At 61.0% G+C, this 25080-nt stretch carries 24 protein-coding genes; 12 read left to right on the forward strand and 12 right to left on the reverse strand.

What is annotated here, in order from left to right; all coding sequences use genetic code 11:
- Positions 1–25: 25 nt before the first annotated feature.
- Complete coding sequence (locus tag R0J92_RS14125) at positions 26–613, reverse strand: lytic transglycosylase (protein ID WP_106162636.1); 588 nt, start codon at positions 611–613, stop codon at positions 26–28.
- 229 nt (positions 614–842) lie between these two features.
- On the opposite strand from R0J92_RS14125, the gene hspQ reads away from it, so the two are divergent.
- A complete protein-coding gene (gene hspQ, locus R0J92_RS14130; protein WP_106162637.1) occupies positions 843–1169 on the forward strand; it encodes a heat shock protein HspQ in 327 nt (108 codons plus the stop codon).
- 57 nt (positions 1170–1226) lie between these two features.
- Here the strand turns inward: hspQ and R0J92_RS14135 are convergent, their stop codons facing one another.
- The 3 genes from R0J92_RS14135 to R0J92_RS14145 all read right to left on the reverse strand — a co-directional run bounded on the left by R0J92_RS14135 (position 1227) and on the right by R0J92_RS14145 (position 3939).
- Entirely contained in the window at positions 1227–2804 is a 1578-nt protein-coding gene (locus tag R0J92_RS14135; RefSeq protein ID WP_411052109.1) for a gamma-glutamyltransferase family protein, read from the reverse strand.
- A 316-nt stretch (positions 2805–3120) separates the two neighbouring features.
- A complete protein-coding gene (locus R0J92_RS14140; protein WP_106162639.1) occupies positions 3121–3561 on the reverse strand; it encodes an ATP-binding protein in 441 nt (146 codons plus the stop codon).
- Between the two features lie 33 nt (positions 3562–3594).
- Positions 3595–3939, reverse strand: coding sequence for an STAS domain-containing protein (locus R0J92_RS14145; RefSeq protein WP_317384731.1), 345 nt, complete (start codon positions 3937–3939; stop codon positions 3595–3597).
- A gap of 96 nt (positions 3940–4035) precedes the next feature.
- On the opposite strand from R0J92_RS14145, the gene R0J92_RS14150 reads away from it, so the two are divergent.
- From R0J92_RS14150 to R0J92_RS14195, 10 genes are all read left to right on the forward strand, one after another.
- A complete protein-coding gene (locus R0J92_RS14150) occupies positions 4036–5208 on the forward strand; it encodes a thiolase family protein (protein WP_106162641.1) in 1173 nt (390 codons plus the stop codon).
- An 89-nt stretch (positions 5209–5297) separates the two neighbouring features.
- Positions 5298–5753 (forward strand): GAF domain-containing protein, encoded by a 456-nt coding sequence (locus R0J92_RS14155; RefSeq protein WP_106162642.1) that lies wholly within the window; start codon positions 5298–5300, stop codon positions 5751–5753.
- 172 nt (positions 5754–5925) lie between these two features.
- The gene (locus R0J92_RS14160) at positions 5926–6495 is read left to right on the forward strand and encodes a helix-turn-helix domain-containing protein (protein ID WP_411052110.1); all 570 of its coding nucleotides are present in this window, start codon (positions 5926–5928) and stop codon (positions 6493–6495) included.
- A gap of 1 nt (position 6496) precedes the next feature.
- Entirely contained in the window at positions 6497–7126 is a 630-nt protein-coding gene (locus tag R0J92_RS14165; protein WP_411052111.1) for a LysE family translocator, read from the forward strand.
- Entirely contained in the window at positions 7123–7494 is a 372-nt protein-coding gene (locus tag R0J92_RS14170; protein WP_411052112.1) for a GFA family protein, read from the forward strand. Before R0J92_RS14165 ends, R0J92_RS14170 begins: the two co-directional genes overlap by 4 nt.
- A gap of 30 nt (positions 7495–7524) precedes the next feature.
- Positions 7525–9969 carry a GcvT family protein gene (locus tag R0J92_RS14175; RefSeq protein ID WP_411052114.1) on the forward strand — a complete coding sequence of 815 codons (2445 nt, stop codon included), beginning with the start codon at positions 7525–7527 and terminating at the stop codon, positions 9967–9969.
- Positions 9966–10862, forward strand: a complete 897-nt coding sequence (locus R0J92_RS14180; protein WP_411052115.1) for a homocysteine S-methyltransferase family protein — start codon at positions 9966–9968, stop codon at positions 10860–10862. Before R0J92_RS14175 ends, R0J92_RS14180 begins: the two co-directional genes overlap by 4 nt.
- Before the next feature lie 91 nt (positions 10863–10953).
- The gene (locus tag R0J92_RS14185; RefSeq protein ID WP_411052116.1) at positions 10954–13407 is read left to right on the forward strand and encodes a GcvT family protein; all 2454 of its coding nucleotides are present in this window, start codon (positions 10954–10956) and stop codon (positions 13405–13407) included.
- 127 nt (positions 13408–13534) lie between these two features.
- A complete protein-coding gene (gene rarD, locus R0J92_RS14190) occupies positions 13535–14470 on the forward strand; it encodes an EamA family transporter RarD (RefSeq protein WP_411052117.1) in 936 nt (311 codons plus the stop codon).
- 55 nt (positions 14471–14525) lie between these two features.
- Positions 14526–15179 carry an RluA family pseudouridine synthase gene (locus R0J92_RS14195; RefSeq protein ID WP_411052118.1) on the forward strand — a complete coding sequence of 218 codons (654 nt, stop codon included), beginning with the start codon at positions 14526–14528 and terminating at the stop codon, positions 15177–15179.
- On the opposite strand, the gene R0J92_RS14200 is transcribed toward R0J92_RS14195, so the two are convergent.
- On the reverse strand, positions 15176–15883 hold the full coding sequence (locus R0J92_RS14200; RefSeq protein WP_411052119.1) for a helix-turn-helix transcriptional regulator: 708 nt from the start codon (positions 15881–15883) through the stop codon (positions 15176–15178). The genes R0J92_RS14195 and R0J92_RS14200 overlap by 4 nt on opposite strands.
- Positions 15884–16071: 188 nt before the next feature.
- Positions 16072–17514: an aldehyde dehydrogenase family protein gene (locus R0J92_RS14205; protein WP_411052120.1), complete on the reverse strand. Its 1443-nt coding sequence runs from the start codon at positions 17512–17514 to the stop codon at positions 16072–16074.
- Positions 17515–17803: 289 nt separating this feature from the next.
- On the opposite strand from R0J92_RS14205, the gene R0J92_RS14210 reads away from it, so the two are divergent.
- Entirely contained in the window at positions 17804–18454 is a 651-nt protein-coding gene (locus R0J92_RS14210) for a peroxiredoxin (RefSeq protein ID WP_106162653.1), read from the forward strand.
- 49 nt (positions 18455–18503) lie between these two features.
- On the opposite strand, the gene R0J92_RS14215 is transcribed toward R0J92_RS14210, so the two are convergent.
- The 6 genes from R0J92_RS14215 to rpsO all read right to left on the reverse strand — a co-directional run bounded on the left by R0J92_RS14215 (position 18504) and on the right by rpsO (position 25031).
- Positions 18504–19604 (reverse strand): rhamnan synthesis F family protein, encoded by a 1101-nt coding sequence (locus tag R0J92_RS14215; protein WP_411052121.1) that lies wholly within the window; start codon positions 19602–19604, stop codon positions 18504–18506.
- A 151-nt stretch (positions 19605–19755) separates the two neighbouring features.
- Entirely contained in the window at positions 19756–20619 is an 864-nt protein-coding gene (locus R0J92_RS14220; RefSeq protein ID WP_411052122.1) for a glycosyltransferase family 2 protein, read from the reverse strand.
- 97 nt (positions 20620–20716) lie between these two features.
- Entirely contained in the window at positions 20717–22852 is a 2136-nt protein-coding gene (pnp, locus tag R0J92_RS14225; RefSeq protein WP_106162655.1) for a polyribonucleotide nucleotidyltransferase, read from the reverse strand.
- A 195-nt stretch (positions 22853–23047) separates the two neighbouring features.
- Positions 23048–23308: a DUF6525 family protein gene (locus R0J92_RS14230; protein ID WP_411052123.1), complete on the reverse strand. Its 261-nt coding sequence runs from the start codon at positions 23306–23308 to the stop codon at positions 23048–23050.
- A gap of 2 nt (positions 23309–23310) precedes the next feature.
- A complete protein-coding gene (zigA, locus tag R0J92_RS14235; protein ID WP_106162656.1) occupies positions 23311–24525 on the reverse strand; it encodes a zinc metallochaperone GTPase ZigA in 1215 nt (404 codons plus the stop codon).
- Positions 24526–24761: 236 nt separating this feature from the next.
- Positions 24762–25031 (reverse strand): 30S ribosomal protein S15, encoded by a 270-nt coding sequence (gene rpsO, locus R0J92_RS14240; RefSeq protein WP_106162657.1) that lies wholly within the window; start codon positions 25029–25031, stop codon positions 24762–24764.
- Between the last annotated feature and the right edge of the window lie 49 nt (positions 25032–25080).

Below are 25080 nucleotides of genomic sequence, written 5' to 3' on the forward strand. Positions count from 1 at the left end.
ACACCATTTGGCGTGGGGCAGTTCTTCACCTGAATTTTCGGCAGCTGTCCAATTGAACCTTATAGGCATTGGAGCGCGCTTCGACCTTGTTCGCGACGCCCAGCAGCCAGCTCTTTCTGTTGTAGCTGCCGCGCGCGTAGCCCGTGTGACCTTCGTGATAGGCCAGATACTGATTGCGCGCATCGCTTAGCTGGATGCCATTGCGCTGGTAGCTGCGCGTCATGTACCAACCCATGAAATCCGTGGCGTCATCAATCTTGTCCCGGCGTGCAGAGCGACGGCCGGTGTCTTTCTTGTAGTCTTCCCAGGTGCCGTCCAGAGCTTGGCCATAGCCGTAGGCGCTGGAAATGCGGCCCATCGGGATGATGCCGAGCGCATATTTATGCGGTGTGCGGGCCCTGCCATCAAAGCGGCTTTCCTGATGTATGGTTGCCATCTGCACATGCACCGGCACACCCCACCGGCGTTCTGCCGCGCGGAACGCACGCAAATACTTCGGGCGCTCGTTGATAATGCTGCAGGCGTTGTCCAAATTTCGCGGTGGGGATTTGTATCCACCACCACAGGCGGCCAATGCCAACAGGAGCACCAGGGCACTTATGATTCTGCTCATTGCCTCTGCCTCTGTTTTTTTTGGCAGTTTAGCCAATTGCGATCAGGGAGGAAATCCCCAATGAATAGCGCTCACATTTCCCGCCGATTGTTAAAAATTGACGTGAAACTAGGGGGTTGTGGAACTGTCGTTGGCGGCCTGACAGACTGTTTCTGCAAATTGTCACCACCAAGGTTGGACAACCGAGGACGGAAACCGTTAGTACAGGGGGAGAAGAGGGCCGACAAACATGCTGAAGACGCGCGCAAAATATAATCTTGGCCAGGTCGTCCGTCATCGAAAGCACCCGTTCCGCGGCGTCGTTTTTGACGTGGACCCGGAGTTTTCCAATACCGAGGAATGGTATGAGGCGATCCCGGAGGAGAGCCGTCCGGCCAAGGAACAACCCTATTACCACCTGCTCGCCGAAAACGATCAGAGCTATTACGTTGCCTATGTCTCAGAGCAAAATCTGGTTGCGGATTATTCCGGCGAGCCGGTCAGTCATCCTGACCTGCACGAGATGTTCACCGGGTTTGATGATGGCAACTATCAACTGCAGTATCATCTGAACTGACGCCGTTCGACGCGAGACAGGTGCCGGGGGCGTCCCCCGACGTCCTGTCCTGTCGCGTTAGTATCCGATCGCGCATCCATCTTTGCGGGGATCACTTGCCCCTTCCAGAACGCCATTGGCGTGAATCTGGATGGCTTGCGAGCCACCGATCGCGGTGGTTGAAACGTCGACCTTGTGACCCATGTCGGTGAGCTCGGCTCTCACTTTATCCGAGTAACCTCGCTCAACTTTCAGCGTGCTTGCATCGGAGAACGCCCGTGGTGCGTCCATTGCGGTCTGCGGGTCCATGCCGAAATCCTTCAGGTTAGACACAAACCGCGCATGCCCGTTGGGCTGGTACGCGCCGCCCATGACGCCGAATGGCATGGTGATGCGACCGTTTTCTGCCAGCATCGCCGGGATGATCGTGTGCATTGGGCGCTTGCCGCCTGCCAGTTCATTGGCGTGCCCGGGCTGGAGGCAGAACCCCGCGCCCCGGTTCTGTAACAGGATGCCAAACTTTTCCGACGCAATGCCGGATCCGAATCCGTGGAAGATGGAGTAGATCAGCGACACGGCCATCCGGTCCCTATCAACAACGGTGATGTAGATGGTATCCTTGTGCACTGCCTCGCTGACGCCTTGCGGCGCGGCCATGGCCCGTTTCGGGTCGATCAACGCGGCCAGACGCTCTGCCGTGTCCAATGCCAACATATGGTCGAGACGGGACATGTGATCCGGGTCCGCAATGAAGCGATTTCGGGCATCATAGGCGAGTTTTGCTGCCTCAGCTTCGATATGAGCGCGCTCAGCCCCGTTGGGGTCCATGGCTGCGATGTCGAAATGCTTCAGGATGTTCAGCATCAGGATCGCGGTGGCACCCTGACCGTTGGGCGGATGCTCCAGCAGGTCTGTCCCTTTGTAGTGACCCGAGACCGGATCTGTGGGCGTGGCCTCCGTCGCGGCGAAATCATCTGCAGTGTGCACACCACCGCGCGCCGCAAGGGCGGCGATCATGTCGTCCGCGATCTCTCCGGTGTAGAATGCATCACGCCCGTCCTTGGCGACCCGGCGTAACACCTCGGCCTGTCCGGGAGCGCGAAAGATGTCGCCCTGTGTCGGCGCCTTGCCGTCAAAGAGATAGGCCTCCCGCGCGGAGCCCTGCAGGGTAGACGCGTCATTGCCCCAATCAAATGCAACGCGCGGGGCAACGGGCACACCTTCATCTGCATAGTGTATGGCGGGGGCCAGAATGGCATCGAGGCCGAGTTTGCCTTCTGTTTCCGCCAAGCGGCAGAACGCATCCATGGCACCGGGGATGGTAACGGCATCCGCGGTATTCAGCGGTACGGTCTGGCGCCCCTGAGCGCGCAGTTGGTCCGCATGCGCGGCTGCGGCGGCCCGACCGGATCCGTTCAGGGCGCGCACCCTGTTTTCGCCCGCCCGATTATAGAGGACAAAGCAATCCCCGCCGATGCCGGTCATCTGTGGTTCGCAAATCCCCAATAGCACCGCTCCAGCGATTGCCGCATCCATCGCATTGCCGCCACGCTTCAGAATGTCGATGGCGGCCTGGGCAGCCAAGGGATGCGAAGTGGCGCATATGCCATTCTGGGCGAAAACCGCAGAGCGGCCCGGTTTCTGGAAATCACGCATTCCTGTTTTCTCCTGTTTGGGACCGAAGCGTAGTGGTCCTGAAACCGGAGGCAATGGCAAAACGCGGGAGGGGCCGGATTGCTGCGCTTGAATGCGTGGCACTGCGCAGACTGCCGAAACCCCGGCGCCGCGCGACAGGTGGGGGCAGAAATACACGGCGCCGGGGCAAGCTAAAGGTCAGCTCTACGTTGAGTTTTTGCTCAGCATTGGGGCGCTCGCGGGCCTTTAATGTGTCGGATCTGTGGCTGGCCGAGCAAGTTCATGCGGATCTGAAACAAATGCTGCGGGAATAGCGGTTTGGAGGAATGTGCCCGGTTCACTTCGTGAGTTGGATTTCGAAACACAGCGACAACTGATTGTTGTCCATATTGCGCTTGTACTGAATGTCACTGGCCAACTCGCGGATCAGGAACCAACCAAACCCCCCTTCGGGCAGATCCTCTAGCGGTGTGCTCGCGTCGACATGCGCGGGCTTTCCTTCCGGCAGTTTGGTGTCCGGAAAAGGCATACCCGCATCGCGGATTTCCACCCAGAGACGGTCCGAGTGTAGGTTGCATCGGATCAGCACATCACCTGTGGTGGTTTCGGAATAGGCGTGTTCGACGACATTGTTGACTGCTTCGGCGAGGGCGATCTGCACCTCGTCGACACGGGTGTCGGGGACACCCATGTCCTTCAACCGATGGACCACCGAAATGACGCCACGCCTGGCATCCAGCTCGGTCGCCCTGAAGGAACAGGCAAAAGTTTCAACCATATAGTTCGATCTCCAAAGACGATCTTGGTCGGTTTAAGTCTCGACGTGTTCAGGATCGAGCGCGTCCTGCAGCGTGTCATAAAGATTGAAAACCGTGTCCATTCGGGTCAACCGAAACACCTTGTCGACCTTCGGGGTCAGGCCGGCCAGGTCCAGCTTGCGATCCTTGCCAAGCTGCTTCATCGCGGCGACGATTGCGCCCAGACCGCTAGAGTCGATGAAATCCACGCAAGACAGGTCGAGAATCACACGTGTCGGCCCCGCCTCCGTCTCCGTGCGCATGTCTTCTTTGAATTGAATGGCCATGGCTGCATCAATGCGCTGGGCGTTAACCGTCACCACCTGTGCGCCGTCTGCTTCCGTGCTTGTAAGGCTCATAGAGTGTTCCTCGGGTCATCATATTTGGAACTCACCCTAGACCTTAAATGTTATCATTCAGTATGGATAGTTCAGAAATTTGGAGGAGTTGACGGAATGGCCAGGATTGCGATCACGGGCGCGGCGCGAACACCGATGGGCGGTTTTCAGGGAATTTACGATGGGGTGACAGCGGCAGACCTCGGCGGGGCGGCCATCAAGGCTGCACTGCAGCGAGCAGGGGCCACCACCGTCGACGAAGTGCTGATGGGCTGTGTCCTGCCAGCAGGGCAGGGGCAGGCCCCGGCGCGGCAGGCAGGCTTTGCCGCAGGGCTGGGCGAAGAGGTGCCGGCCACCACCCTCAACAAAATGTGCGGCTCCGGCATGAAAGCGGCGATGATGGCGTTTGACCGTCTGGCGCTTGGCGGGGCCGATGTGATGGTCGCGGGGGGGATGGAGAGCATGACCAACGCCCCCTATTTGTTGCCCAAGATGCGCGGCGGGGCCCGGATCGGCCATGGTCAGGTCATCGACCACATGTTCCTCGACGGGTTGGAAGACGCCTATGACAAGGGCCGCTTGATGGGCACTTTTGCCGAGGATTGCGCCGAGCATTATCAATTCAGCCGTGAAGATCAGGATGCATTTGCGCTGGGGTCGCTATCCAACGCCCTGGCGGCGCAGGAAAGTGGTGCATTCGAGGGCGAAATAACTGAAGTGACGGTCAAAACCCGCAAGGGTGAGGTGGTGACCGACACTGATGAACAGCCCGGCGCCGCGCGCCCCGACAAGATCCCGACCCTGAAACCGGCGTTCCGTGCCGATGGTACGGTGACGGCGGCCAATGCCTCTTCGATTTCCGACGGGGCAGCGGCATTGGTTCTGGCGTCCGAAGAGGCCGCCGCGGCGCGTGGGCTGCCGGTTCGCGGGCATATCCTTGGCCACGCCAGTCACGCGCAAGCGCCGGGCTGGTTCACCACCGCGCCGGTGCCGGCGGCGCGAAAGCTGCTGACCCGGATCGGCTGGGACGTGGAGGATGTGGACCTCTGGGAGGTGAACGAGGCCTTCGCCGTGGTGCCGATGGCCTTCATGCGCGAAATGGGCGTGCCGCGCGAGAAGATCAATGTGAACGGTGGTGCCTGTGCGCTTGGTCATCCGATCGGGGCCTCGGGTGCGCGGATCATGGTGACGCTGCTGAACGCGCTGGAGAAGCGCGGGTTGCAACGCGGCATCGCAGCAATCTGCATCGGTGGCGGCGAAGGGACCGCCATCGCGATCGAGCGGGTTTGACCTCGGTTCTGGCGCATCCTATCGGTTGAGGCATCACGACATGGAGGGGCGCGTCTCTTCCTGTCACATTCAGGAAAGGCAAATCTGAAATGCGGGTGAACTACCAGGATCTGGCCAAGACAGTGGCTGCGCTGACCGAAGGCGAAACCGACGAGGTGGCGTTGATGGCGACGCTGGCCTGCGAGCTGCATCACTCTGATGATCGCTTTGATTGGACCGGCTTCTATCGCGTCACCGAGCCGGAGGTTTTGAAGATTGGTCCCTATCAGGGTGGGCACGGCTGCCTGGTCATCCCTTTCGCGCGCGGTGTCTGTGGCGCGGCGGCGCGCGCAAATACGGTGCAGCTGGTCGAGGATGTTGAGGCCTTTCCCGGTCACATCGCCTGCTCGTCGTCCACCCGATCCGAAATCGTGCTGCCGGTGCGCAACGGTGCCGGAGCGGTGATCGGTGTCCTCGATATCGACAGCGACCAGCCCGGCGCATTTACGCAGGAGGATGCGGATTGCTTGGCTGCACTGCTGGAGAGCGTGTTTGGCGGGCTCTGAATGCTCCCGTCTTTAGTACAATAACCGGCGCTGCCTCAGTGCCGGTTTTTTTCTGCCTGTCTGACGATAGGGGACCCCTCCAATCCCCTTGTGAAATTTTCCTTTTAAATTTCACAGAGATCAGGCATCATGAAATTTATAGGGTAAATTTCACCAGCCTGCGGAGGCCGCCTTGAACGATCACACCCCGGCTCTCACCACGCTTGGCGCCGATCTGCGCGCGCTCAGACGGGCGCGGGGGATCACCATCGCCGATCTGGCCGCGCGCATGGGCCGGTCGGTGGGCTGGATCAGCCAGGTGGAACGGGACTTGTCGGAACCCTCGATCTCCGACCTGCGGCAGCTGGCGACCTGTCTTGAAGTGCCGATGTCGATGCTGTTTGCCCATGCTTCCGCACCGGTGGAGGAACAGGGCTACATCGTGCGCGCAGAGGCCCGGCGGCCCATGGGCTCCGGTGAAGAAGGGCTGATCGAGGAACTGCTCTCCCCCGATCTGACCGATGACTTCGAGATGGTGCATTCCACCTTCGCCCCAAACGCGCTCATGCAGACGCGGGCCCATCGCCCGACGCAGGAGGTCGCATATGTGATTTCCGGCCGCCTCGACCTGCAGATCGCGGATCGTCGCTTTACCGTTGGTCCCGGCGACAGTTTCCGCATCCGGAATGAACCCTTCCAATGGGCCAACCCCTATGACGCGCCCTGTGTCGCCGTCTGGGTCATCGCGCCGCCGGTGTATTGAGATGAGCTTTGACGCCTGGACCCTCTTTGCCCTGTTCTGGCTGGTCTTTGTAACCACACCCGGGCCCAATGCGGTCAATTGCATCTCCAACGGCATGAACCTCGGGTTCGGCAAGGCGATGCTCGGGGTGCTTGCAATCCTAACCCAGGCCTCGGGGTTTCTGATCCTTTCGGCGCTGGGCGTGACAGCGCTGATCGCGGCCTCACCGAGCGCGTTTTTTGTGGCCAAACTGGTCGGGGCGGGTTTCCTGATTTTTCAAGGCATCCGGGGGTGGCGCAATGCTGCCAAACCCGCGCCTGCCGCCGAGCGCCCGGCGCGGCATGTTTATTTGCACGCGCTGGCGGTGGCGACGATCAACCCCAAGAGCGTCGCGGGCTATCTGGCAGCATTCTCGCAATTCGTGCAGCCGGACGTGCCGATCTGGTCGCAGATGGCGGTCATCATGCCGACCGCGCTGACGCTGACCACGCTCAGCTACACCGGCTTCACGCTCCTTGGCGTGATTATGGGCCGGGCAGCACTGGCAGCCGTTTTCAACATCTGGATCCGCCGTCTGCTGGCGATCTGTTTCATCATTTACGGTGTTCTTCTGGGTGCCAGCAGCACACCAAATCTGGAGGTTTCCTCATGATCAAAGGCCAGTGTCTCTGCGGCAATATCCATTTCGAAACCGAGGCCGCCCCCATGGGGCCATCCATGTGTCACTGCGGCCAGTGTCGACGCCAGTCGGGCGGCATCTGGTCCTCGGCCTATGTGGCGGACACGGATCTGACCATCACTGGCACCGTGTCCTGGTTTGCCTCCAGCACAAACGCCAAGCGCGGCTTCTGCGCCACCTGCGGTTCTTTCCTGTTCTGGAAAGCGCTGGATGAGGACACCACCAGCTTTGCCCTCGGGGCGGTGAGCAATCCCACCGGCCTCACGCTGGAGAAGCACATCTTCGCGGCGGACAAGGGCGACTACTACAAGATCGCCGACGGGCTGCCGCAACAGGACTGACCCGAGATATACGTCAACAGGGAGCCGACCATGTCTGATTTTCCAACAGGGGCCCGCGTGGTCATCATCGGGGGCGGCGTTGTCGGCTGCTCCGCGCTGTATCATCTGGCCCTGAAAGGCTGGACCGATTGTGTCCTGCTGGAAAAGAACGAGCTGACGGCGGGATCTACCTGGCATGCGGCGGGCAATGTGCCGACCTTCTCGACCTCTTGGTCGATCATGAACATGCAGCGCTACTCGACGGAGCTTTATGCCCGCCTCGGCGACGAGGTCGACTATCCGATGAACTACCATCAGACCGGATCCATCAGGCTGGCGCATTCCGCCGAGCGCATGCAGGAGTTCGAGCGCGCCGCCGCGATGGGGCGCTATCAGGGCATGGATATCAAGATCCTGACGCCAGAGGAGGTGAAGGAGCTTTATCCCTTCATCGAGACCCACGACCTGACCGGGGCCCTCTATGATCCCAACGATGGCGACATCGACCCGGCGCAGCTGACCCAGGCGCTGGCCAAGGGGGCGCGCGACTTGGGGCAGCGGATCATCCGCTTCTGCCCCGCCACCGGTGTCACCCAGACCGACGACGGCTGGGTCGTGCACACCGACAAGGGCGATATTGCCTGCGACTACGTGGTCAATGCCGCCGGATATTATGCGCAGCGCGTGGGGGAGTGGTTCAAGCCCTATGGCGGGCGCAGCGTGCCGATGATGGTGATGAGCCACCAGTACCTGCTGACCGAGGAAATCCCCGATATCGAGGCCTGGTCAAAGGAAACCGGACGCAAGCTGCCGCTCTTGCGCGATGTGGATGTATCCTACTATCTGCGGCAGGAAAAACACGGCTACAACCTTGGCCCCTACGAGCCCAACTGCCGCGCGCATTGGGACACGGACAGCGATCCGATGCCGGAGGATTTCTCCTTCCAGCTCTGGTCGGATGACCTCGACCGGATCGAGGATATCGTCACCGACGCCATGGAGCGGGTGCCGCTGATGGCCACCTCCGGCGTGTCGCGCGTCATCAACGGCCCCATTCCCTACGCGCCGGACGGGTTGCCATTGCTTGGCCCCATGCCCGGTGTGAAGAATGCCTTTGAGGCCTGTGTGTTCACCTTCGGCATCGCCCAGGGCGGCGGCGCGGGTAAGGTGCTGGCGGAATGGATTGTCGACGGGCAGACCGAATGGGACATGTGGTCCTGCGATCCGCGTCGGTTCACCGATTACACCGATCACGACTACTGCGTGAAAAAGGGGATGGAGGTCTACGGCAACGAATACGCCATGCACTTCCCCCGTCACGAATGGCCCGCCGGGCGGAACAAGAAACTCTCGCCGGTGCATGAGCAGGTCATCGCGCAGGGTGGCCAGATGGGCGCCTACAACGGTTGGGAGCGCGCCAATTGGTTTGCACAGCCGGGCGATGACACATCGAAAAAGGCCACCCATACCTGGGGCCGCGCTGGCCCGTGGCAGCAGCGCATCCGCGAGGAATGCGAGGCGGTGCGCGACCACTGCGGCGTGCTGGACCTGCCGGGGTTTTCGCGGTTTGCAGTCTCTGGTGATGGCGCGGCAGAGGCCCTGCGCGGCCTCATCGCCGGCGGCCTGCCCAAGGTGGACCGGATGAACCTCGTCTATATCGCTGACAGCCGGGGGCGTATCCTGACGGAAATGTCCTGCCTGCGCAGCGGCGAGGAAGAGTTCACGATGATCACCGCCGCTTCGGCCCAATGGCACGACCGGGACATTCTGCGCGCCGCCATGCCCGCCGGTGTCACGGTGGAGGATCTCAGCACCTGTCGCGACACGCTGATCGTCACCGGTCCGAAATCGCGCGAAATCCTTGCGCCGCTCACCGACGCCGATCTTTCACTGGGCTGGCTCAGCCATCAGGCCGCCACGGTGGCAGGCCACCCCGCCCATCTGGTCCGTGTCTCCTTCGCAGGAGAGCTTGGCTGGGAGATCCACGCGCTGAACGACCATATGCCTGCGATCTACGCCGCGATCCGAGAGGCGGGCGCCAAGCCATTCGGCATGTATGCGCTGAATGCCCTGCGGATCGAGAAAGGCTACCGTGCGTGGAAGGGTGATCTCTCGACAGACTACAGTCTGCTTGAAGCTGGGCTGGACCGGTTCGTGAAACTCGACAAGCCGCAGGACTTCCCCGGCAAGGCGGCACTCCGGCAGGAGCTGCAGCAGGGGGCGCAGAAACGCTTTGTCACGTTGGTGGTCGAGGCAGGCGAGGCCGACGCGCCCTATATGTCCTGTCTCTGGAAGGAGGGCGAGATCGTCGGCGAAACCACCTCCGGCGACTGGGGCTACCGGGTGGAGGCCTCCATCGCGCTGGGCATGGTCCGCGCCGATCTTGCCACGCCCGGCACCGAGCTGGAGGTGGAGATCTACGGCCGCAAGCACCGCGCCACCGTACGGCCCGACCAACCCCTTTGGGATCCTCACAACGAAAGGCTGCGCGCATGAACGAGATTACGCTTCTGGATGGCTCCATCGGGCAGGAGCTGGTTCGCCGCAGAGGGGCAAAGGCCACGCCGCTCTGGTCCACCGCCGTGATGATGGAGGCGCCCGATCTGGTGGGCACGCTCCATCGCGACTATTTCGCCGCGGGGGCAACGGTGGCGACCACAAACACCTACGCCGTGCACAGGTCGCGGCTGGCGCGGATCGGCGAGCAAGAGCAACTGCTTCCTCTGCTCGATGCGGCGCTGACACAGGCCAAAGCGGCGCAGTCCGCGTATCCGGGGGTGCGTCTGGCCGGGGCGCTGGGGCCGCTCTATGCGTCCTATCGGCCTGATCTGAAGCCCGACCCGGAGGTCGCGGCAGCCGCCTTTCGGGAAATCGCCCGATACATGGCGCCGCACGTCGACCTGCTTCTGCCCGAAACGGTGTCGTCGGTGCAGGAGGCAGAAGGGATCCTGCGCGGCATCTCTGATCTGGGCAAACCCGTCTGGATGGCCTTCAGCGTGATGGATGAGGATGGCACGCGCTTGCGTTCGGGCGAGCCGCTGTCGGATGTTCTGCCGTTGCTTCAGACTTATGAGGTCGCCGCGGTGCTGATCAATTGTTCTCGCCCGGAGGCCATCCTGCCGGCGCTTGCGATTCTCAAGACCTCCGATCTGCCCTTTGGGGCCTTTGCCAATGGCTTTGACGGCATCGCCGAAGGATTTCTGCAGGACGCGCCCACCGTCGACGCCCTCAGCCGACGGGTTGATCTTGGTCCGCAGGACTATGCCGATCATGCAATGGAATGGGTTGCGGCGGGCGCCACAATTGTCGGCGGCTGTTGCGAGGTGGGTCCCGACCACATCGCCGAGCTGGCCCGACGCCTCAGGGCCGCAGGGCATCGCCTCGTCTGACCTGCGGCCCTGCGACCTCGTGGCAAGAGGCGGCGCCCCGCTCGCGGTGGCACGCCCCAGATACGATTTCCGAACGGAAAGGAGCAGACCAATGAACCAACTTCCGCAACAGGCTCGTGTTGTCATTATCGGTGGCGGCGTCGTGGGCTGCTCTGTCGCCTATCACCTGACCAAGCTGGGCTGGCAGGATGTGGTGCTGCTGGAGCGTAAACAGCTCACCTCCGGCACCACATGGCACGCCGCAGGCCTCATCGCGCAGCTGCGCGCCACTGCCAATATGACCAAGCTCGCCAAATACAGTCAGGAGCTTTACGGCGCGCTGGAAGCGGAAACCGGGGTTGCCACCGGGTTCAAACGCTGCGGCTCGATCACAGTCGCCCTCACCGAGGAGCGCCGCGAGGAGATATTCCGTCAGGCCGCCATGGCGCGGGCCTTCGGGGTAGAGGTGGAGGAAATTTCGCCCGATGAGGTCAAGGCCAGATACGATCACCTGAATATCGAGGATGTCACCGCCGGGGTCTGGTTGCCCAGGGACGGGCAGGGCGACCCGGCCAATATCGCACTGGCGCTGGCCAAGGGCGCGCGGCAACGCGGCGCGATCATTCAAGAACGCGTCAAGGTCAGCGGTATTCAGCGGGAGGGCCGCCGTGTCACCGGGGTGGACTGGCACTCCGATGACGGGCAGCAGCAGGGCCACATCGCATGCGATATGGTGGTGAATTGTGCTGGCATGTGGGGGCATGAAGTGGGCCGCATGGCGGGCACCAATGTGCCGCTGCATGCCTGCGAACATTTCTACATCGTGACCGAAGCCATTGCGGGCCTGACCCAGATGCCGGTGCTGCGGGTGCCGGATGAATGCGCCTACTACAAGGAGGACGCGGGCAAGATCCTGCTTGGCGCTTTTGAGCCCAACGCCAAACCCTGGGCCATGACGGGCATCCCCGAAAGTTTTGAGTTTGACCAGCTGCCGGAGGATTTCGATCACTTCGAACCAATCCTTGAGGCCGCCGTGAACCGCATGCCGATGCTGGTCGAGGCAGGCATTCATACCTTCTTCAACGGGCCGGAGAGCTTCACGCCCGATGATGCCTATCACCTCGGCCTCGCGCCGGAGATGGACAATGTCTGGGTCGCCGCCGGCTTCAACTCCATCGGTATTCAATCTGCAGGTGGTGCTGGAATGGCGCTGGCGCAGTGGATGGAGGCGGGCGAGAAGCCCTTTGACCTCGGCGACGTGGACATCTCCCGAATGCAGCCTTTCCAGGGCAACAGGCACTATCTGTTTGAACGCTCCAAGGAAACACTGGGGCTCTTGTATGCGGACCATTTCCCCTATCGCCAGAAGGCCAGCGCGCGTGGGGTGCGCCGCACGCCCTTCCATCATCAGCTGAAAGAACAGGGCGCGGTCTTTGGCGAGTTGGCGGGCTGGGAACGCGCCAACTGGTTTGCCGCGCCGGGACAGGACAAGGATTATAAATACAGCTGGAAGCGCCAGAACTGGTTTGAGAACTCTGCCGAAGAACATCGTGCCGTGCGCGAGAATGTCGGCATGTACGACATGTCCTCCTTTGGTAAGATCCGCGTCGAGGGGCCGGATGCGGAGGCCTTCCTGAACTACATCGGCGGTGGAGACTATTCGGTGCCTGTGGGCAAGATCGTCTATACCCAATTCCTCAACCGCACTGGTGGGATCGAGGCGGATGTGACCGTCACCCGCCTGTCTGAGACGGCCTATCTTGTGGTCACGCCCGCTGCGACGCGGCTGGCGGATCAGACCTGGATGATGCGCCACCGCGGTGCCTTCAACGTGGTCATCACCGATGTCACGGCGGGCGAGGGCGTGCTGGCGGTGATGGGGCCCAATGCACGCGCGCTGCTGCAGAAGGTCTCGCCCAATGACTTTTCCAACGCCGTGAACCCCTTTGGCACCGCGCAGGAGATCGAGATCGGCATGGGCCTCGCCCGCGTCCATCGGGTTACCTATGTGGGAGAGCTGGGCTGGGAGGTCTATGTCTCTTCCGACGTGGCCGGTCATGTGTTCGAGACCCTGTGGCAGGCCGGGCAGGACCTCGACCTGAAACTCTGCGGCATGCATATGATGGACAGTTGCCGGATCGAGAAGGGTTTTCGCCATTTCGGCCATGACATCACCTGCGAGGATCACGTGGTGGATGCGGGACTCGGCTTTGCGGTGAAACTCGACAAGGGCTGCGATTTCATCGGTCGTGCTGCCGTGGCCGAACGCAAGGAGAGCGGACCGCACAATCGTCTGCTGCAATTCCGCCTGACCGATCCGGAGCCCCTGCTGTTTCACAACGAGCCGATCCTGCGGGACGGGGACTGCGTGGGCTACCTGTCGTCGGGCAACTACGGTCATACCCTTGGTGCGGCGATCGGCCTTGGCTATGTGCCGTGCAAAGGTGAGGCCGCGGCGGATGTGCTGGCCTCCACCTACGAGATTGATGTCTGCGGCACGAGGGTGCGGGCAGAGATCTCTCTCAAACCGCTGTATGACCCCAAGTCGGAGCGTGTAAAAGCCTGATACATCTGCTACGTCGACACGACCGCAGCGCCCATATTTATGGCGGCGCTGCGGTTTTCTTTTGTTTGTTAAGTCGTTGACGGCACGTTGCCGGACGGTCGATTCGGATTGGGGAGGAGGCCCGGCGATGAGCAGCAAACCAGAAAACGTGGATACGCCCCAGGGCCTCGCCTTTGCGCTGACGGCCTATATCCTCTGGGGCTTCCTTCCGCTCTACATGAAGCTGCTGGCGCATATCCCCCCCACCGAGGTGGTCGCCCATCGGGTGATCTGGTCGGTGCCGATCGCCGGTATCCTGCTGATCATGCTGGGCCGTCTGTCGGATCTGAAGGCCGCCTTGCGCAGCCCACGCGTGTTGGCCATGGGCTGCGTCACCGCGGCGTTCGTTTCGGTGAACTGGGGCATCTATGTCTGGTCCGTCGGGGCGGGCTACGCGCTGGAGGCGGCGCTGGGGTATTACATCAACCCGCTGTTCTCGATTGCGCTGGGCGCGCTTCTGCTCGGTGAACGCCTCACTCGGGCGCAGTGGGTTGCGGTTGGCCTCGCCAGCCTTGCGGTGATCATCCTGACCGTGGAAACTGGGCGGTTGCCGCTGGCGGCGCTGGGACTGACTGTATCCTGGGGCTTTTATGCCTTTTTCAAGAAGTCCCTGCCCATCGGTCCCAATCAGGGCTTCCTGCTGGAGGTGCTGATCCTCACCATTCCGGCGCTGGGCTACATCGGCTATCTGACTGCCACCGGGCAGAGCCATTTTGCCTCCGTGCAGTTCGACACGCTGCTGCTGCTGGGCTGCGGTGTGGTCACGGCGGTGCCGCTGATCATCTATGCCAATGGCGCCAAGCTGCTGAAGCTCTCCTCCATCGCAATTTTGCAGTATATTGCGCCGACGATGATCTTTCTCGTCGCGGTCTTTGTGTTCAAGGAGCCCTTCGGTGGTGCCCGCATGGTGGCCTTCCCGCTGATCTGGGTGGCGCTGGTGATCTATTCGGTCTCTCTGCTGCGGGAGATGCGGCGCAAGGGGCGCGCGGCCCTGACCGAGGCGGCACCCGCGCGTGAGGCCTGAGGCCCGCGCAGACTGATGCTTGCTTGGCACGCCGATCACAGCTAGGCAGCGGCTCATGACCGTATCCAGCGTATATTGCCCGCCGAGCGACCCGCTTGATGTTCTGCATCACGACTCGCAGTTGCTTGTGGTGAACAAACCTGCGGGCCTGCTTTCCGTGCCCGGCAAGGGAGAGCATCTGGCCGATTGCCTGATCTCCCGCATTCAGGCCGCCTTTCCGGAGGCGCTTTTGGTACATCGTTTGGACCGTGATACCTCAGGGGTGATGGTTTTTGCGATGACACCGCATGCGCAACGGCATCTTGGCCTGCAGTTTGAAAAGCGCATGACGAAGAAAACCTACGTCGCGCGTCTGGTTGGACATCTTGAACCGCGCAGCGGGACGGTGAATCTACCGCTGATCGTGGATTGGCCCAACCGTCCGCTGCAAAAAGTCTGCGCTGAGACCGGCAAACCGGCGGAGACGGAGTGGAAGGTCGTCAGCTACGGCGAAAACGAAACCCGTGTGCGCTTGTCCCCCAAAACCGGCCGGTCGCATCAGTTGCGGGTTCATACGTTGTCACTTGGTCACCCAATCCTCGGGGATCCGCTCTATGCCAGCGGTGCGGCGAGAGAGCATTCACGTATGATGCTGCACTCGGAGGAGCTGCGGCTCAAACATCCCGAAGGTGGCGCCTCTCACAAGTTCCGTAGCAAAGCCCCATTCTAATCGACACGCCTTTGGGCGTGCTGTTTGATCCGGTACTTGCGCGGCGTCGTGCCGATCTGTCTGTGAAACTCGCGCTGAAAATGCGCCTGATCTGCATAGCCACAGTAAAATCCAACTTCCGCGAGGCTCAGGCTGCTGGTCCGCAAAAGTGCGGCTGCCCGGTCCGTTCGCGCCTGTCGCAAGGTGATCGAAAATGTTCCCCCTTCGGCGTGCAAATAGCGCTGCAGGCTGCGAGTGGAGAGGCCAAGATGCAGGGCTGCGTCCTCGATGCGCCAGGCACGTGAAAGGTCCGAGGCGATCAATTGAACCAGATGATCCGTCAGTTGCGCAGATTCGCAGGGAGGCGGCGTGGGAATGCCCGGGGCATTCTTCCACCGGATTTTCCGCCCTTGGGCCGAAACAAATTTGAACCCCGCCCGTTCCAGAACCCCCTGCAGAATTGCGGCGCATTTCAGGTCCGGTGGTTCGCCGTGTGGCCCCGCTGCCAGGGTGATGGCCTGCGTGGTCACCTCGGCAATCTCAAGGCGAGGAACAATGCTGCAGTACCGTTGCAACCGTAGCAGTTTTTCGCAGATCAGCGCGGGGTCGGGGACTGCAACGAGTGCGGTGACCACGGGTGCCTCGGCACCGGCCACTGATCGGATAATTGTCTCCGCCGGCTGGTCGGCAGACAGATCCACGCCCAGAGCATCGCTAAAATCCATTGCGCACCTCCTCACTGAGGCAAGCCTGGCGCAGGGCTGGGCTCAATCCACGGTGCTAAAACGCTGTACCGGTGCTCAAAGTCTTGCAAGTTTTGATGAACGTTTAAAGACGCCCTGCTGATGACTGCACCACGGCAAGAAAAGAACCGCCACGAAGGGCGGTTCCTGATGTCAATCTTCGTGTGGGATCAGGCTTCTGGCGTCCAGCCGCCAACGGCCTTCACCTCGAGGAAGTCCTCAAGCCCCCAAACGCCGCCTTCGCGACCATTGCCGGATTGCTTCATGCCGCCAAAGGGCGCACCGGCGCTGCGGGATTTGCCGTTCATTTCCACCATGCCGGAGCGCAGAGCCCGCGCCAGACGGTTGGCGCGCGCGCCGTCCTGCGTCTGGACGTAGTTGGTCAGGCCATAAGGCGTATCATTGGCGATCTCGACCGCTTCTTCCTCGGTCTCGAACGGGATGATCGCCATCACCGGGCCAAAGATCTCTTCGCGCGCGATGGTCATCTGGTTGTTCACATCAGCAAAGACCGTGGGCTTCACGTAGTACCCTTTGTTCAACCCATCCGGGCGACCGGTTCCGCCTGCCACCAGACGTGCGCCCTCATCAATGCCCTGTTGGATCAGGTCCTGGATCTTGGTCCACTGCAGTTCATTGACGACGGGACCGATATGGCGGCCTTCCTGCGAGGCGGGGCCGACCTCGACCTTGTTGGCGACTGTGGCGGCTTCTTCGACCACACGATCATAGATGCCCTTCTGGACCAGCATCCGCGAGGGTGCGTTACAGCTCTGGCCGGTGTTCTGCATCATATGCAGCACACCACGTTTCACGGCCTTCTCATCGGCGTCCTCAAACACGAGGTTCGCACCTTTGCCACCAAGCTCCAGATGCACCTTCTTCAGCGTGTCAGCGGCCGCTTTGGAGATCGCGGTGCCCGCGCGGGTGGAGCCGGTGAAGGACACCATATCCACATCCGGGTGCGACGACAGCTGCGTGCCAACGCCCGCACCATCGCCGTTCACAAGGTTGAACACACCGGCAGGGAAGCCCGCCTCATGGACCATCTCGGCAAAGATCATCGCGTTCAGCGGGCTTTGTTCGGACGGTTTCAGTACCATGGTGCAGCCCGCGATTGCCGCGGCGCCAAACTTCAGCGTGATCTGGTTCATCGGCCAGTTCCACGGCGTGATCAGGGCCGTCACGCCGACCGCTTCGTAAATGATCCGGTCGTTGGGGGCATGATCGCCAAGGGGGCGTTCGAACTCGAAGTTTTTCGCCGCTTTCACAAACCCATCGAGGTGCCAGCTGCCCGCGCCGACCTGGCCGCTGCGGGACAGATCGATCGGCGCGCCCATCTCCGTGGACATGGATTGCGCAAGCTCTTCGGTACGAGTGTTATAGACCTCGATCAGCTTCTCAACGAGCGCGATACGTTCAGCAGGAGGGGTCGCCATCCAGCCGGGCAATGCTGCCTTCGCAGCAGCAACGGCAGCATCCGTGTCGGCCTGTGCGCCCAGAGAGATCACCGTGCAGGCTTCTTCTGTGGATGGGTCTATGACGGCACAGTCGTTGGCTGCAGAGGGGGAAACCCACTGACCATTGATGTAAAAATCACGTTTCTCAAGCATGTTTCAGCTCCCCTATCAGGTATGGAATCTGGCCGGTCTTCGGCGCGTTGCGGGCAGTGTGTCAGTGACCGCAGCTCTCTACAAGTCGGATTTTTGATCAAATTCCGGCGTCAGATCTAGTGCCTCATGAAACCGTGTTTCGTCAGCGTATTGAACTTGCATTTGCTGCGGAAGATTTGGTGACCTGCGACAAAAACGGACGTGAATGGGCAATATGCTTTCACCCGGACAGAAACGGAGTAGGTTTGGCGCAGCGATTCACGCGACTTGATACAGGAGGAGCACTCAAATGGGTTTGCGTATTAATGACGTAGTGCCGAACTTCACGGCAGAAACCGATCAGGGCACCATTACTTTTCATGATTGGATAGGCGACAGCTGGGCCATTCTGTTCTCTCACCCCAAGGACTTTACTCCGGTTTGCACCACAGAGTTTTCTGCAGTGGCGCAACTGAGCACGGAGTGGGCGGAGCGCAACACCAAGGTCATCGGTGTCTCTGTCGATAGCGCCGAGGACCACCGCAAGTGGAAGAGCGACATCGAGAGCTACGGCAAGTCCGAAGCCGGTTTCCCGATCATTGCGGATGAGGGTCTTGCGGTGTCCAAGGCCTTCGACATGCTGCCCGCCGAGGCCTATCTGCCTGATGGCCGTACCCCCGCCGACAGCGCAACCGTGCGGTCCGTCTTCATCATCGGTCCGGACAAGCAGCTGAAGCTGTCCATGACCTATCCGATGACTGTGGGCCGCAACTTCGCGGAAATTTTGCGGGCGTTGGACGGTTTGCAGATCTCCGCCAAGGGTGTTGCCACCCCGGCTAACTGGGTGCCGGGCGAAGATGTCATCATCCCACCGTCGGTGTCCAATGAGGATGCAAAAGCGAAATTCGGCGAGTTCGAGACGATCTTCCCCTACCTGCGCAAGACAAAGGCGCCGGAGTAAAATCTCAATCGGTCACCGTGTGCTGCGTGCGGTGACCGATCTTGCCGCGTTATGCCGCGTCGGCTGAGGCAGCAAAAGCTTTGCCGCGGGTTTGTCTCAGGTTCAGGGCTTCGTCTCGGATCGTGTCACCAAACGGGCCGTCCAGATCGCGAACAAAGCGCAGCGTCAGATCGGAGGCGTCTTCGTCCAGCCAGATCGGCGATTTCTTCAGAAACGCGAAACCACGGCTTTGATGCATCAGGCGCGGCTGGGTGTAGCTGATCCCTTGACGGGCGACGGCCGTCAGGATGAAACCGATCAATTCTTCCCGTGTGGCCGTACGGGACATGAGATCCTCTCTCAACGCCTTGGCGCGCGGCATTTCGGGAATGATGGTGTCGCGGGCGACGGCCGTCAATTCCGTGTCCGAGAGGCCGGCCAGCTCCGTGTCGAGGTCCGAAATATCCAGCGTACTGCCATGACTGAACCCATGTGAGATAATCCAGCTGCTCAACCCGATCTCGCCCCGACGAACGGTCACCGTCTTGTTGTTCGTCAGCGGGAATTTGCGCCAGAAGCGTCGGAAGGCCGGTGACTTCAGAACGTTTTCAGAGATCATCAGCGCAAATGAGCAATAGTGAAAGTTGCGGTGATCGCAACTATAGCTCCAGCGGATTTGCCTGTAGTCTTCGAGATCGACGCGTTCATGGCCATAGTTGCTGGCCGCACCGACGAAATCCAGTTTCAGCGCTTCGGCCTCATGCAGCCAATCACCAGAGTTCGGGAGCGGGAACCAGGCGGAGTCGTTCAACAAGACAAGCCGTTCAACAGATTTGAACTCGTTGATGACCTCAAGCACCCCATCTCGATACCCGCCAAAATCATAGCCGAAGTTCGGACGCTCGATGATACGCGATGACAGTGCAGTCAACTCGTCCCTATCGGTGTCAGATAGCGGTAGGTTCGACACAACCACCGGGCTATAGCCATTGTCGATCAGATAGCGCAGCGCCACTTTGTGCGAGGCCAGAACGCCGGTTTGCGGGAAAATAAGGTAGATTGCGACCTTGTTGGTTTGTGGAGCGGTGCCGATATGGGTGCGCTTTTTACACGCCAGAATGTGATCATAGTACGGTTGCGCGAAGAACAGACTGCCGAGACGTGGTGGCAAACGGCTCAATTGTTTGAAAGGCCGTATCAGTTCACGTTGGATTTTCCACAGGGACAGCGACATCAGTTCACCAGAGACAAAGTAGGATAACGGGCGGCCAGAAGAGAGGCGCAATTCATAGCGTGTTGCCGAGGAGGCGACAACTGCGTGGTCAGCCCCAGGGCAGGGGTAGGTTGGCGGTGTTTTGCTGGTAAGCCGCGAGCACGCCGCGAAGATAGGCCCAATGTTTCGCGCGTTTGCGCTTCGACAGGAGCGTCAACGGTGACGAAAGCTGCAACAGCGCATCTGAAAGCGCGCGGGCATATGCCCCAGGCAGGCCGTGTTTGCGGGCCGCATAGACCCGCGACTGTCCCATGTACCAGGCCTTGAGCGCAGCGGTACGGGGAGAGCGCACGGTGGACTCTCCAAAGAGATGTGTCACCTCAGCGCCGGTGACCAAACGCAAGGGGCCACAGTCCCGCGCCAATCTCAGGCTGAGGTCATCATCTTCGTGAAACAGAAAGATCTTCGGGTCGAACCCGCCGATGGTTTCAAATGCCGCGCGGCGCACAAATATGGCGGCGCCTGACAGAACTGGAAGCTCGCAATCTGCCTCCGCGGCGGCGCGTGGCAACCAGTGGGATTTCGGGAGCAGCTTGCTGCGGCGCTTGAACGCGAGCCTGCCATCCCCCTCGCGTAGGCGGGGGTTGAAGGCGCTGGCCTCAGGATGGGCCTCTGCCGCCGCCAAAAGCACCTGAATGGCGCCGGGGGCCAGACTGGCATCAGGGTTCACGAAAAACAGGAACTCACTGTTGGAGTGTGCAGCGCCCAGATTGCACCCTCGCCCGAAGCCGATATTCGTCTCAGAGACCACCAGTTCCGCGCCATGGGTTTCTGCAAGCCAGCGGGTCGCATCGGTATCTGCCGATCCGTTGTCCACCACGATGCAGCGCACGTCCTCAGGCAGGGAGGCCAACAACCCCGGCAGGATCTTGGATGAATTATAGGCAACGGTAATGATGGTGACGCGGCTCATGAGATCCTCGGTCGGCGCGGCGGGCGCGCCATAAAAAATGCCCGGGACCACTGGCCCCGGGCATCTTATGTCAGATCCGCATAATGCGGGGAAAGACTTATTCAGCGTCTTCTTTCTTTTCGACGATCTCTTCTCCGGTTTGCTGATCGATCATCTTCATCGACAGGCGCACCTTGCCGCGATCATCAAAGCCCAGAAGTTTGACTTTCACTTCCTGACCTTCCTTCAGAACATCCGAAGGGTGGTTCAGGCGGCGGTTTTCGATCTGGCTGACGTGCACAAGGCCGTCGCGCTTGCCGAAGAAGTTCACGAAGGCGCCGAAATCGACGATCTTCACGACCTTACCGGTGTAGATCGCGCCTTCTTCCGGCTCTGCAACGATCGAATAGATCATCTCATAGGCCTTCTTGATGGCCTCGCCGTTGGCGGATGCGATCTTGATGATGCCATCGTCGTTGATGTCGACCTTGGCACCGGAGACTTCGACGATCTCGCGGATGACCTTGCCGCCGGAGCCGATGACTTCGCGGATTTTGTCGGTCGGAACCTGCATGGTCTCGATGCGCGGCGCGTGCTCGGAGAACTCGGAAGCTTCGGTCAGCGCCTTGGACATTTCCTCGAGGATATGCAGACGGCCCGCTTTGGCCTGAGCCAGCGCGGATTTCATGATTTCAGGCGTGATGCCCGCAACCTTGATGTCCATCTGCAGGGAGGTGATGCCCGCTTCGGTGCCCGCAACCTTGAAATCCATGTCGCCGAGGTGATCCTCGTCGCCGAGGATGTCGGTCAGGATGCCGTAGGAACCATCTTCTTCCAGAACCAGACCCATCGCAACACCGGCAACCGGTGCTTTCAGCGGAACGCCCGCGTCCATCATGGACAGGGAGCCACCGCAAACGGACGCCATGGAGGAGGAGCCGTTGGATTCGGTGATCTCGGAAACCACGCGGATGGTGTAGGGGAAGTCGGTCGGTGCCGGCAGAACCGCCTGCAGCGCGCGCCATGCCAGTTTACCGTGGCCGATTTCACGACGACCGGGGCCACCAACACGACCCACTTCACCAACCGAGTAGGGCGGGAAGTTGTAGTGCAGCAGGAAGTTGGATTTGAAGTTGCCGTGCAGCGCGTCGATGAACTGTTCGTCATCGCCGGTGCCCAGCGTGGTCACGACCAGACCCTGGGTTTCACCACGGGTGAACAGGGCGGAGCCATGGGTGCGCGGCAGGAGGCCGGTTTCGCATTCGATGCCGCGAACCTGATCCAGCGCACGACCGTCGATGCGGCGGCCGTTCTTGACCACGTCACCACGCAGAACAACGGATTCCAGCTTCTTCAGCGCGGAGCCGAGGTTGCCGTCTTCCTGCTGTTCTTCGCTCAGAGCGGCGATGATCTCGTCTTTGGCGGTGCCAACGGCGGTCACGCGTTCCTGCTTGTCGGAGATCGCATAGGCGGCGCGCATCTTCTCTTCACCAGCTGCTTTGACCGCAGCATAGAGGTCGGAGTAATCCGGCGGGGTGAAGTCGAACGGCTCTTTCGCGGTCTCTTCCGCCAGCGAGACGATCAGGTCGACGACCGGCTGGAGTTGCTCGTGGGCAAAGGTCACCGCGCCGAGCATTTCTTCCTCGGTCAGCTCGTAAGCCTCGGATTCCACCATCATCACGGCGTCTTTGGTGCCGGCGACGATCAGGTCCAGGCGCTGCTCCGGGTTCAGACGCAGGTCCTGCATGTCGTCCACGGTCGGGTTGAGAACGTAGTCGCCACCCTCATAGCCAACGCGGCAACCGGCGATCGGACCCATGAAGGGCACGCCGGAGATGGTCAGCGCGGCAGAGGCCGCGATCATCGCGACGATATCCGGGTCGTTGACCAGGTCGTGGGACAGCACGGTGCACATCACCAGAACTTCGTTTTTGAAGCCGGGGACAAACAGCGGACGGATCGGGCGGTCGATCAAACGGGCCGTCAGCGTCTCTTTTTCAGTCGGACGCGCTTCGCGTTTGAAAAAGCCGCCCGGGATCTTGCCGGCGGCGTAGTATTTTTCCTGGTAGTGCACGGTCAGCGGAAAGAAATCCTGACCGGGCTTTTGTGCGCGGGCGTAGGTCACGTTGGCCATGACCGAGGTTTCGCCAAGGGTCGCGATCACGGTGCCATCTGCCTGGCGCGCAACCTTACCCGTTTCCAGTGTCAGCGTTTCTTCGCCCCACTGCATTGTTTTCGTCGTCACATTGAACATCTATCGTATCCTAAGTCGGAGCACTCCCGGGCGTATCCCGGGTCTCCATATTGCGTAGCGGCCCCATTGCCGCCGACCCCCTATGCTATCTTGCTTTCGCGTGCCGGGGTCTGGGCACATCGTCTCAGATAGATCCGCCCTTACAGGAGTTCGGCGCAAAAAGAAAGCGTTCGCTGTGGTGTCGTGTTACGCGGCTCAGCGGTTGCGGGGCTGTGCCAGCGTCTTCTGTTCGACCGCATCGAGGTGGGCCAGGGCGGCCTCCTCGCCCAGACCGGCCCGGCGTGCCGCCTGCCAGATGCGGCGGCAGGACTGCGCCGACCACGGAAGCGAGGCCTCGCGCACCCAGGCCCGCAGGGGCGGCGGCAGCCGGTCATAGGCCGCCATCGGATCTTCGTGCCTGCGCCGGGTGGGCAGGGACACTGCCCCCCGGTTGCCATCCCGGTCCCGCCTGGCCATGGTCAGGCCGCCTGTTCGGCGCGCCGCCACAGCGGAAAGGGATCTGCCAGGGTTTCGCAGTCTGGCAGGGTCTCGGCGGTGATCTCCGGCATCAGGCAGGCGTCCAGCTTGGCCGTCAGCGCCGGCCAGTCGATGCCGGCGCCGATAAAGACCAGTTCCTGCCGCCGGTCGCCAAAGGGCTCCTGCCAATGGGCGCGCATGTAGTCCCGCGCCTGTTGATGCGTAGGCCAGCGGTCCTGCGGCACCGAGGCCCACCAGGTGCCCAGCGGTGCCACGCTCGACAAGGCACCGGCGAGCGAGAACTCCGCGACCCAGTCGGGGCGGGTGGCGATCCAGAAATGCCCCTTGGCCCGGATCACCCCGGGCAGGCTGCCGTTCAGCACATCGTGGATCTTCTGCGGGTCGAAGGGCGCCCGGGCGCGGTAGACAAAAGAGGCAATGCCGTATTCCTCGGTCTCCGGCACGTGATCGGCAAAGCCATAAAGCTCTTTGGCCCACATCGGGTGCTCATGCGCCTTCTCGAAATCAAACAACCCTGTGTCGAGGATCCTGTCTGCGGGCACGGCGCTGAAATCCGCTTCGATGATGTCCGTATCGGCGTTGAGGCTGCGGATGATCTTACGCGCCGCATCGACCTGCTCCGGCGTGGCAAGGCTCACCTTGTTCAGCACCACCACATCGGCAAATTCGATCTGATCGGTCAGCAGATGCACCAATGTGCGTTCATCTTCCTCGCCCATCGTCTCGCCCCGGTCCGCCAGCAGGTCGTGGCTGGCAAAGTCGCGCAGCAGGTTTACCGCATCAACCACGGTCACCATGGTATCGAGTCGGGCCACATCCGACAGGCTCTCGCCCTCGGCGTCGCGGAAATCAAAGGTCGCCGCGACGGGCAGCGGTTCCGAAATGCCGGTGGATTCGATCAGCAGGTAGTCAAAGCGCCCCTCCTGCGCCAGGCGACGCACCTCCGCCAGCAGGTCATCGCGCAGGGTGCAGCAGATGCAGCCGTTGGACATCTCCACCAGGGTTTCTTCAGTCTGGCTCAGATCCGCGCCGCCCTCGCGTACCAGATCGGCGTCGATGTTGACCTCGGACATGTCGTTGACGATGACCGCAACGCGACGGCCCTCGCGATTGTTGAGGATGCGGTTCAGCAGCGTGGTCTTGCCAGCGCCGAGAAAGCCGGAGAGCACGGTGACGGGAAGGCGGGGATCGGACATCTGCGACTCCTGTGTGATGTGTTATAACGTAACAATCATGAAGCGATTGCGATGACAAGTCCCCGAAATCAAAAAAGCCGCGCCCCGACCCGGAACGCGATTCACGCCAGACTCACAATCGGGAGACACAGACAGCGCGTCACGCGCTTCGATCTGCAAATGCGGTTGGGGCAAAAAGAAACGCCCGCTCCTGTGCAGGAACGGGCGCTCTTTGAACCGAAGTCCGGGCGGATGTCTTAGCGACGGATGCCCAGCTTCTTGATAATGTCCTGATAGCGCGCTTCTTCTTTGCCCTTCAGGTAGTCCAGCAGCTTACGGCGCTGAGCAACCATTTTCAGAAGGCCACGGCGACCGTGGTTGTCTTTCTTGTGGGTTTTGAAGTGCTCTGTCAGCGTGGTGATACGCGAGGTCAGGATTGCAACCTGGACTTCCGGAGAACCGGTGTCGCCCTCTTTGGTCGCGAATTCTTTCATCAAGCGTGTTTTTTCTTCAGCTGTAATCGACATCGGGGTCTCCTTCATAAGGTTAGAGTTGATGGCGCAGGCCGGGATGTCG

Origin of the sequence: Tritonibacter sp. SIMBA_163 (assembly GCF_046535935.1) — a bacterium.
Lineage (GTDB): Bacteria > Pseudomonadota > Alphaproteobacteria > Rhodobacterales > Rhodobacteraceae > Epibacterium > Epibacterium scottomollicae.

Coding starts and splice junctions, on each gene's coding strand:
- R0J92_RS14125 (WP_106162636.1), bottom strand. CDS start 613: ATGAGCAGAATCATAAGTGCCCTGGTGCTCCTGTTGGCATTGGCCGCC.
- hspQ (WP_106162637.1), top strand. CDS start 843: ATGCTGAAGACGCGCGCAAAATATAATCTTGGCCAGGTCGTCCGTCAT.
- R0J92_RS14135 (WP_411052109.1), bottom strand. CDS start 2,804: ATGCGTGATTTCCAGAAACCGGGCCGCTCTGCGGTTTTCGCCCAGAAT.
- R0J92_RS14140 (WP_106162639.1), bottom strand. CDS start 3,561: ATGGTTGAAACTTTTGCCTGTTCCTTCAGGGCGACCGAGCTGGATGCC.
- R0J92_RS14145 (WP_317384731.1), bottom strand. CDS start 3,939: ATGAGCCTTACAAGCACGGAAGCAGACGGCGCACAGGTGGTGACGGTT.
- R0J92_RS14150 (WP_106162641.1), top strand. CDS start 4,036: ATGGCCAGGATTGCGATCACGGGCGCGGCGCGAACACCGATGGGCGGT.
- R0J92_RS14155 (WP_106162642.1), top strand. CDS start 5,298: ATGCGGGTGAACTACCAGGATCTGGCCAAGACAGTGGCTGCGCTGACC.
- R0J92_RS14165 (WP_411052111.1), top strand. CDS start 6,497: ATGAGCTTTGACGCCTGGACCCTCTTTGCCCTGTTCTGGCTGGTCTTT.
- R0J92_RS14170 (WP_411052112.1), top strand. CDS start 7,123: ATGATCAAAGGCCAGTGTCTCTGCGGCAATATCCATTTCGAAACCGAG.
- R0J92_RS14175 (WP_411052114.1), top strand. CDS start 7,525: ATGTCTGATTTTCCAACAGGGGCCCGCGTGGTCATCATCGGGGGCGGC.
- R0J92_RS14180 (WP_411052115.1), top strand. CDS start 9,966: ATGAACGAGATTACGCTTCTGGATGGCTCCATCGGGCAGGAGCTGGTT.
- R0J92_RS14185 (WP_411052116.1), top strand. CDS start 10,954: ATGAACCAACTTCCGCAACAGGCTCGTGTTGTCATTATCGGTGGCGGC.
- rarD (WP_411052117.1), top strand. CDS start 13,535: ATGAGCAGCAAACCAGAAAACGTGGATACGCCCCAGGGCCTCGCCTTT.
- R0J92_RS14195 (WP_411052118.1), top strand. CDS start 14,526: ATGACCGTATCCAGCGTATATTGCCCGCCGAGCGACCCGCTTGATGTT.
- R0J92_RS14200 (WP_411052119.1), bottom strand. CDS start 15,883: ATGGATTTTAGCGATGCTCTGGGCGTGGATCTGTCTGCCGACCAGCCG.
- R0J92_RS14205 (WP_411052120.1), bottom strand. CDS start 17,514: ATGCTTGAGAAACGTGATTTTTACATCAATGGTCAGTGGGTTTCCCCC.
- R0J92_RS14210 (WP_106162653.1), top strand. CDS start 17,804: ATGGGTTTGCGTATTAATGACGTAGTGCCGAACTTCACGGCAGAAACC.
- R0J92_RS14220 (WP_411052122.1), bottom strand. CDS start 20,619: ATGAGCCGCGTCACCATCATTACCGTTGCCTATAATTCATCCAAGATC.
- pnp (WP_106162655.1), bottom strand. CDS start 22,852: ATGTTCAATGTGACGACGAAAACAATGCAGTGGGGCGAAGAAACGCTG.
- R0J92_RS14230 (WP_411052123.1), bottom strand. CDS start 23,308: ATGGCCAGGCGGGACCGGGATGGCAACCGGGGGGCAGTGTCCCTGCCC.
- zigA (WP_106162656.1), bottom strand. CDS start 24,525: ATGTCCGATCCCCGCCTTCCCGTCACCGTGCTCTCCGGCTTTCTCGGC.
- rpsO (WP_106162657.1), bottom strand. CDS start 25,031: ATGTCGATTACAGCTGAAGAAAAAACACGCTTGATGAAAGAATTCGCG.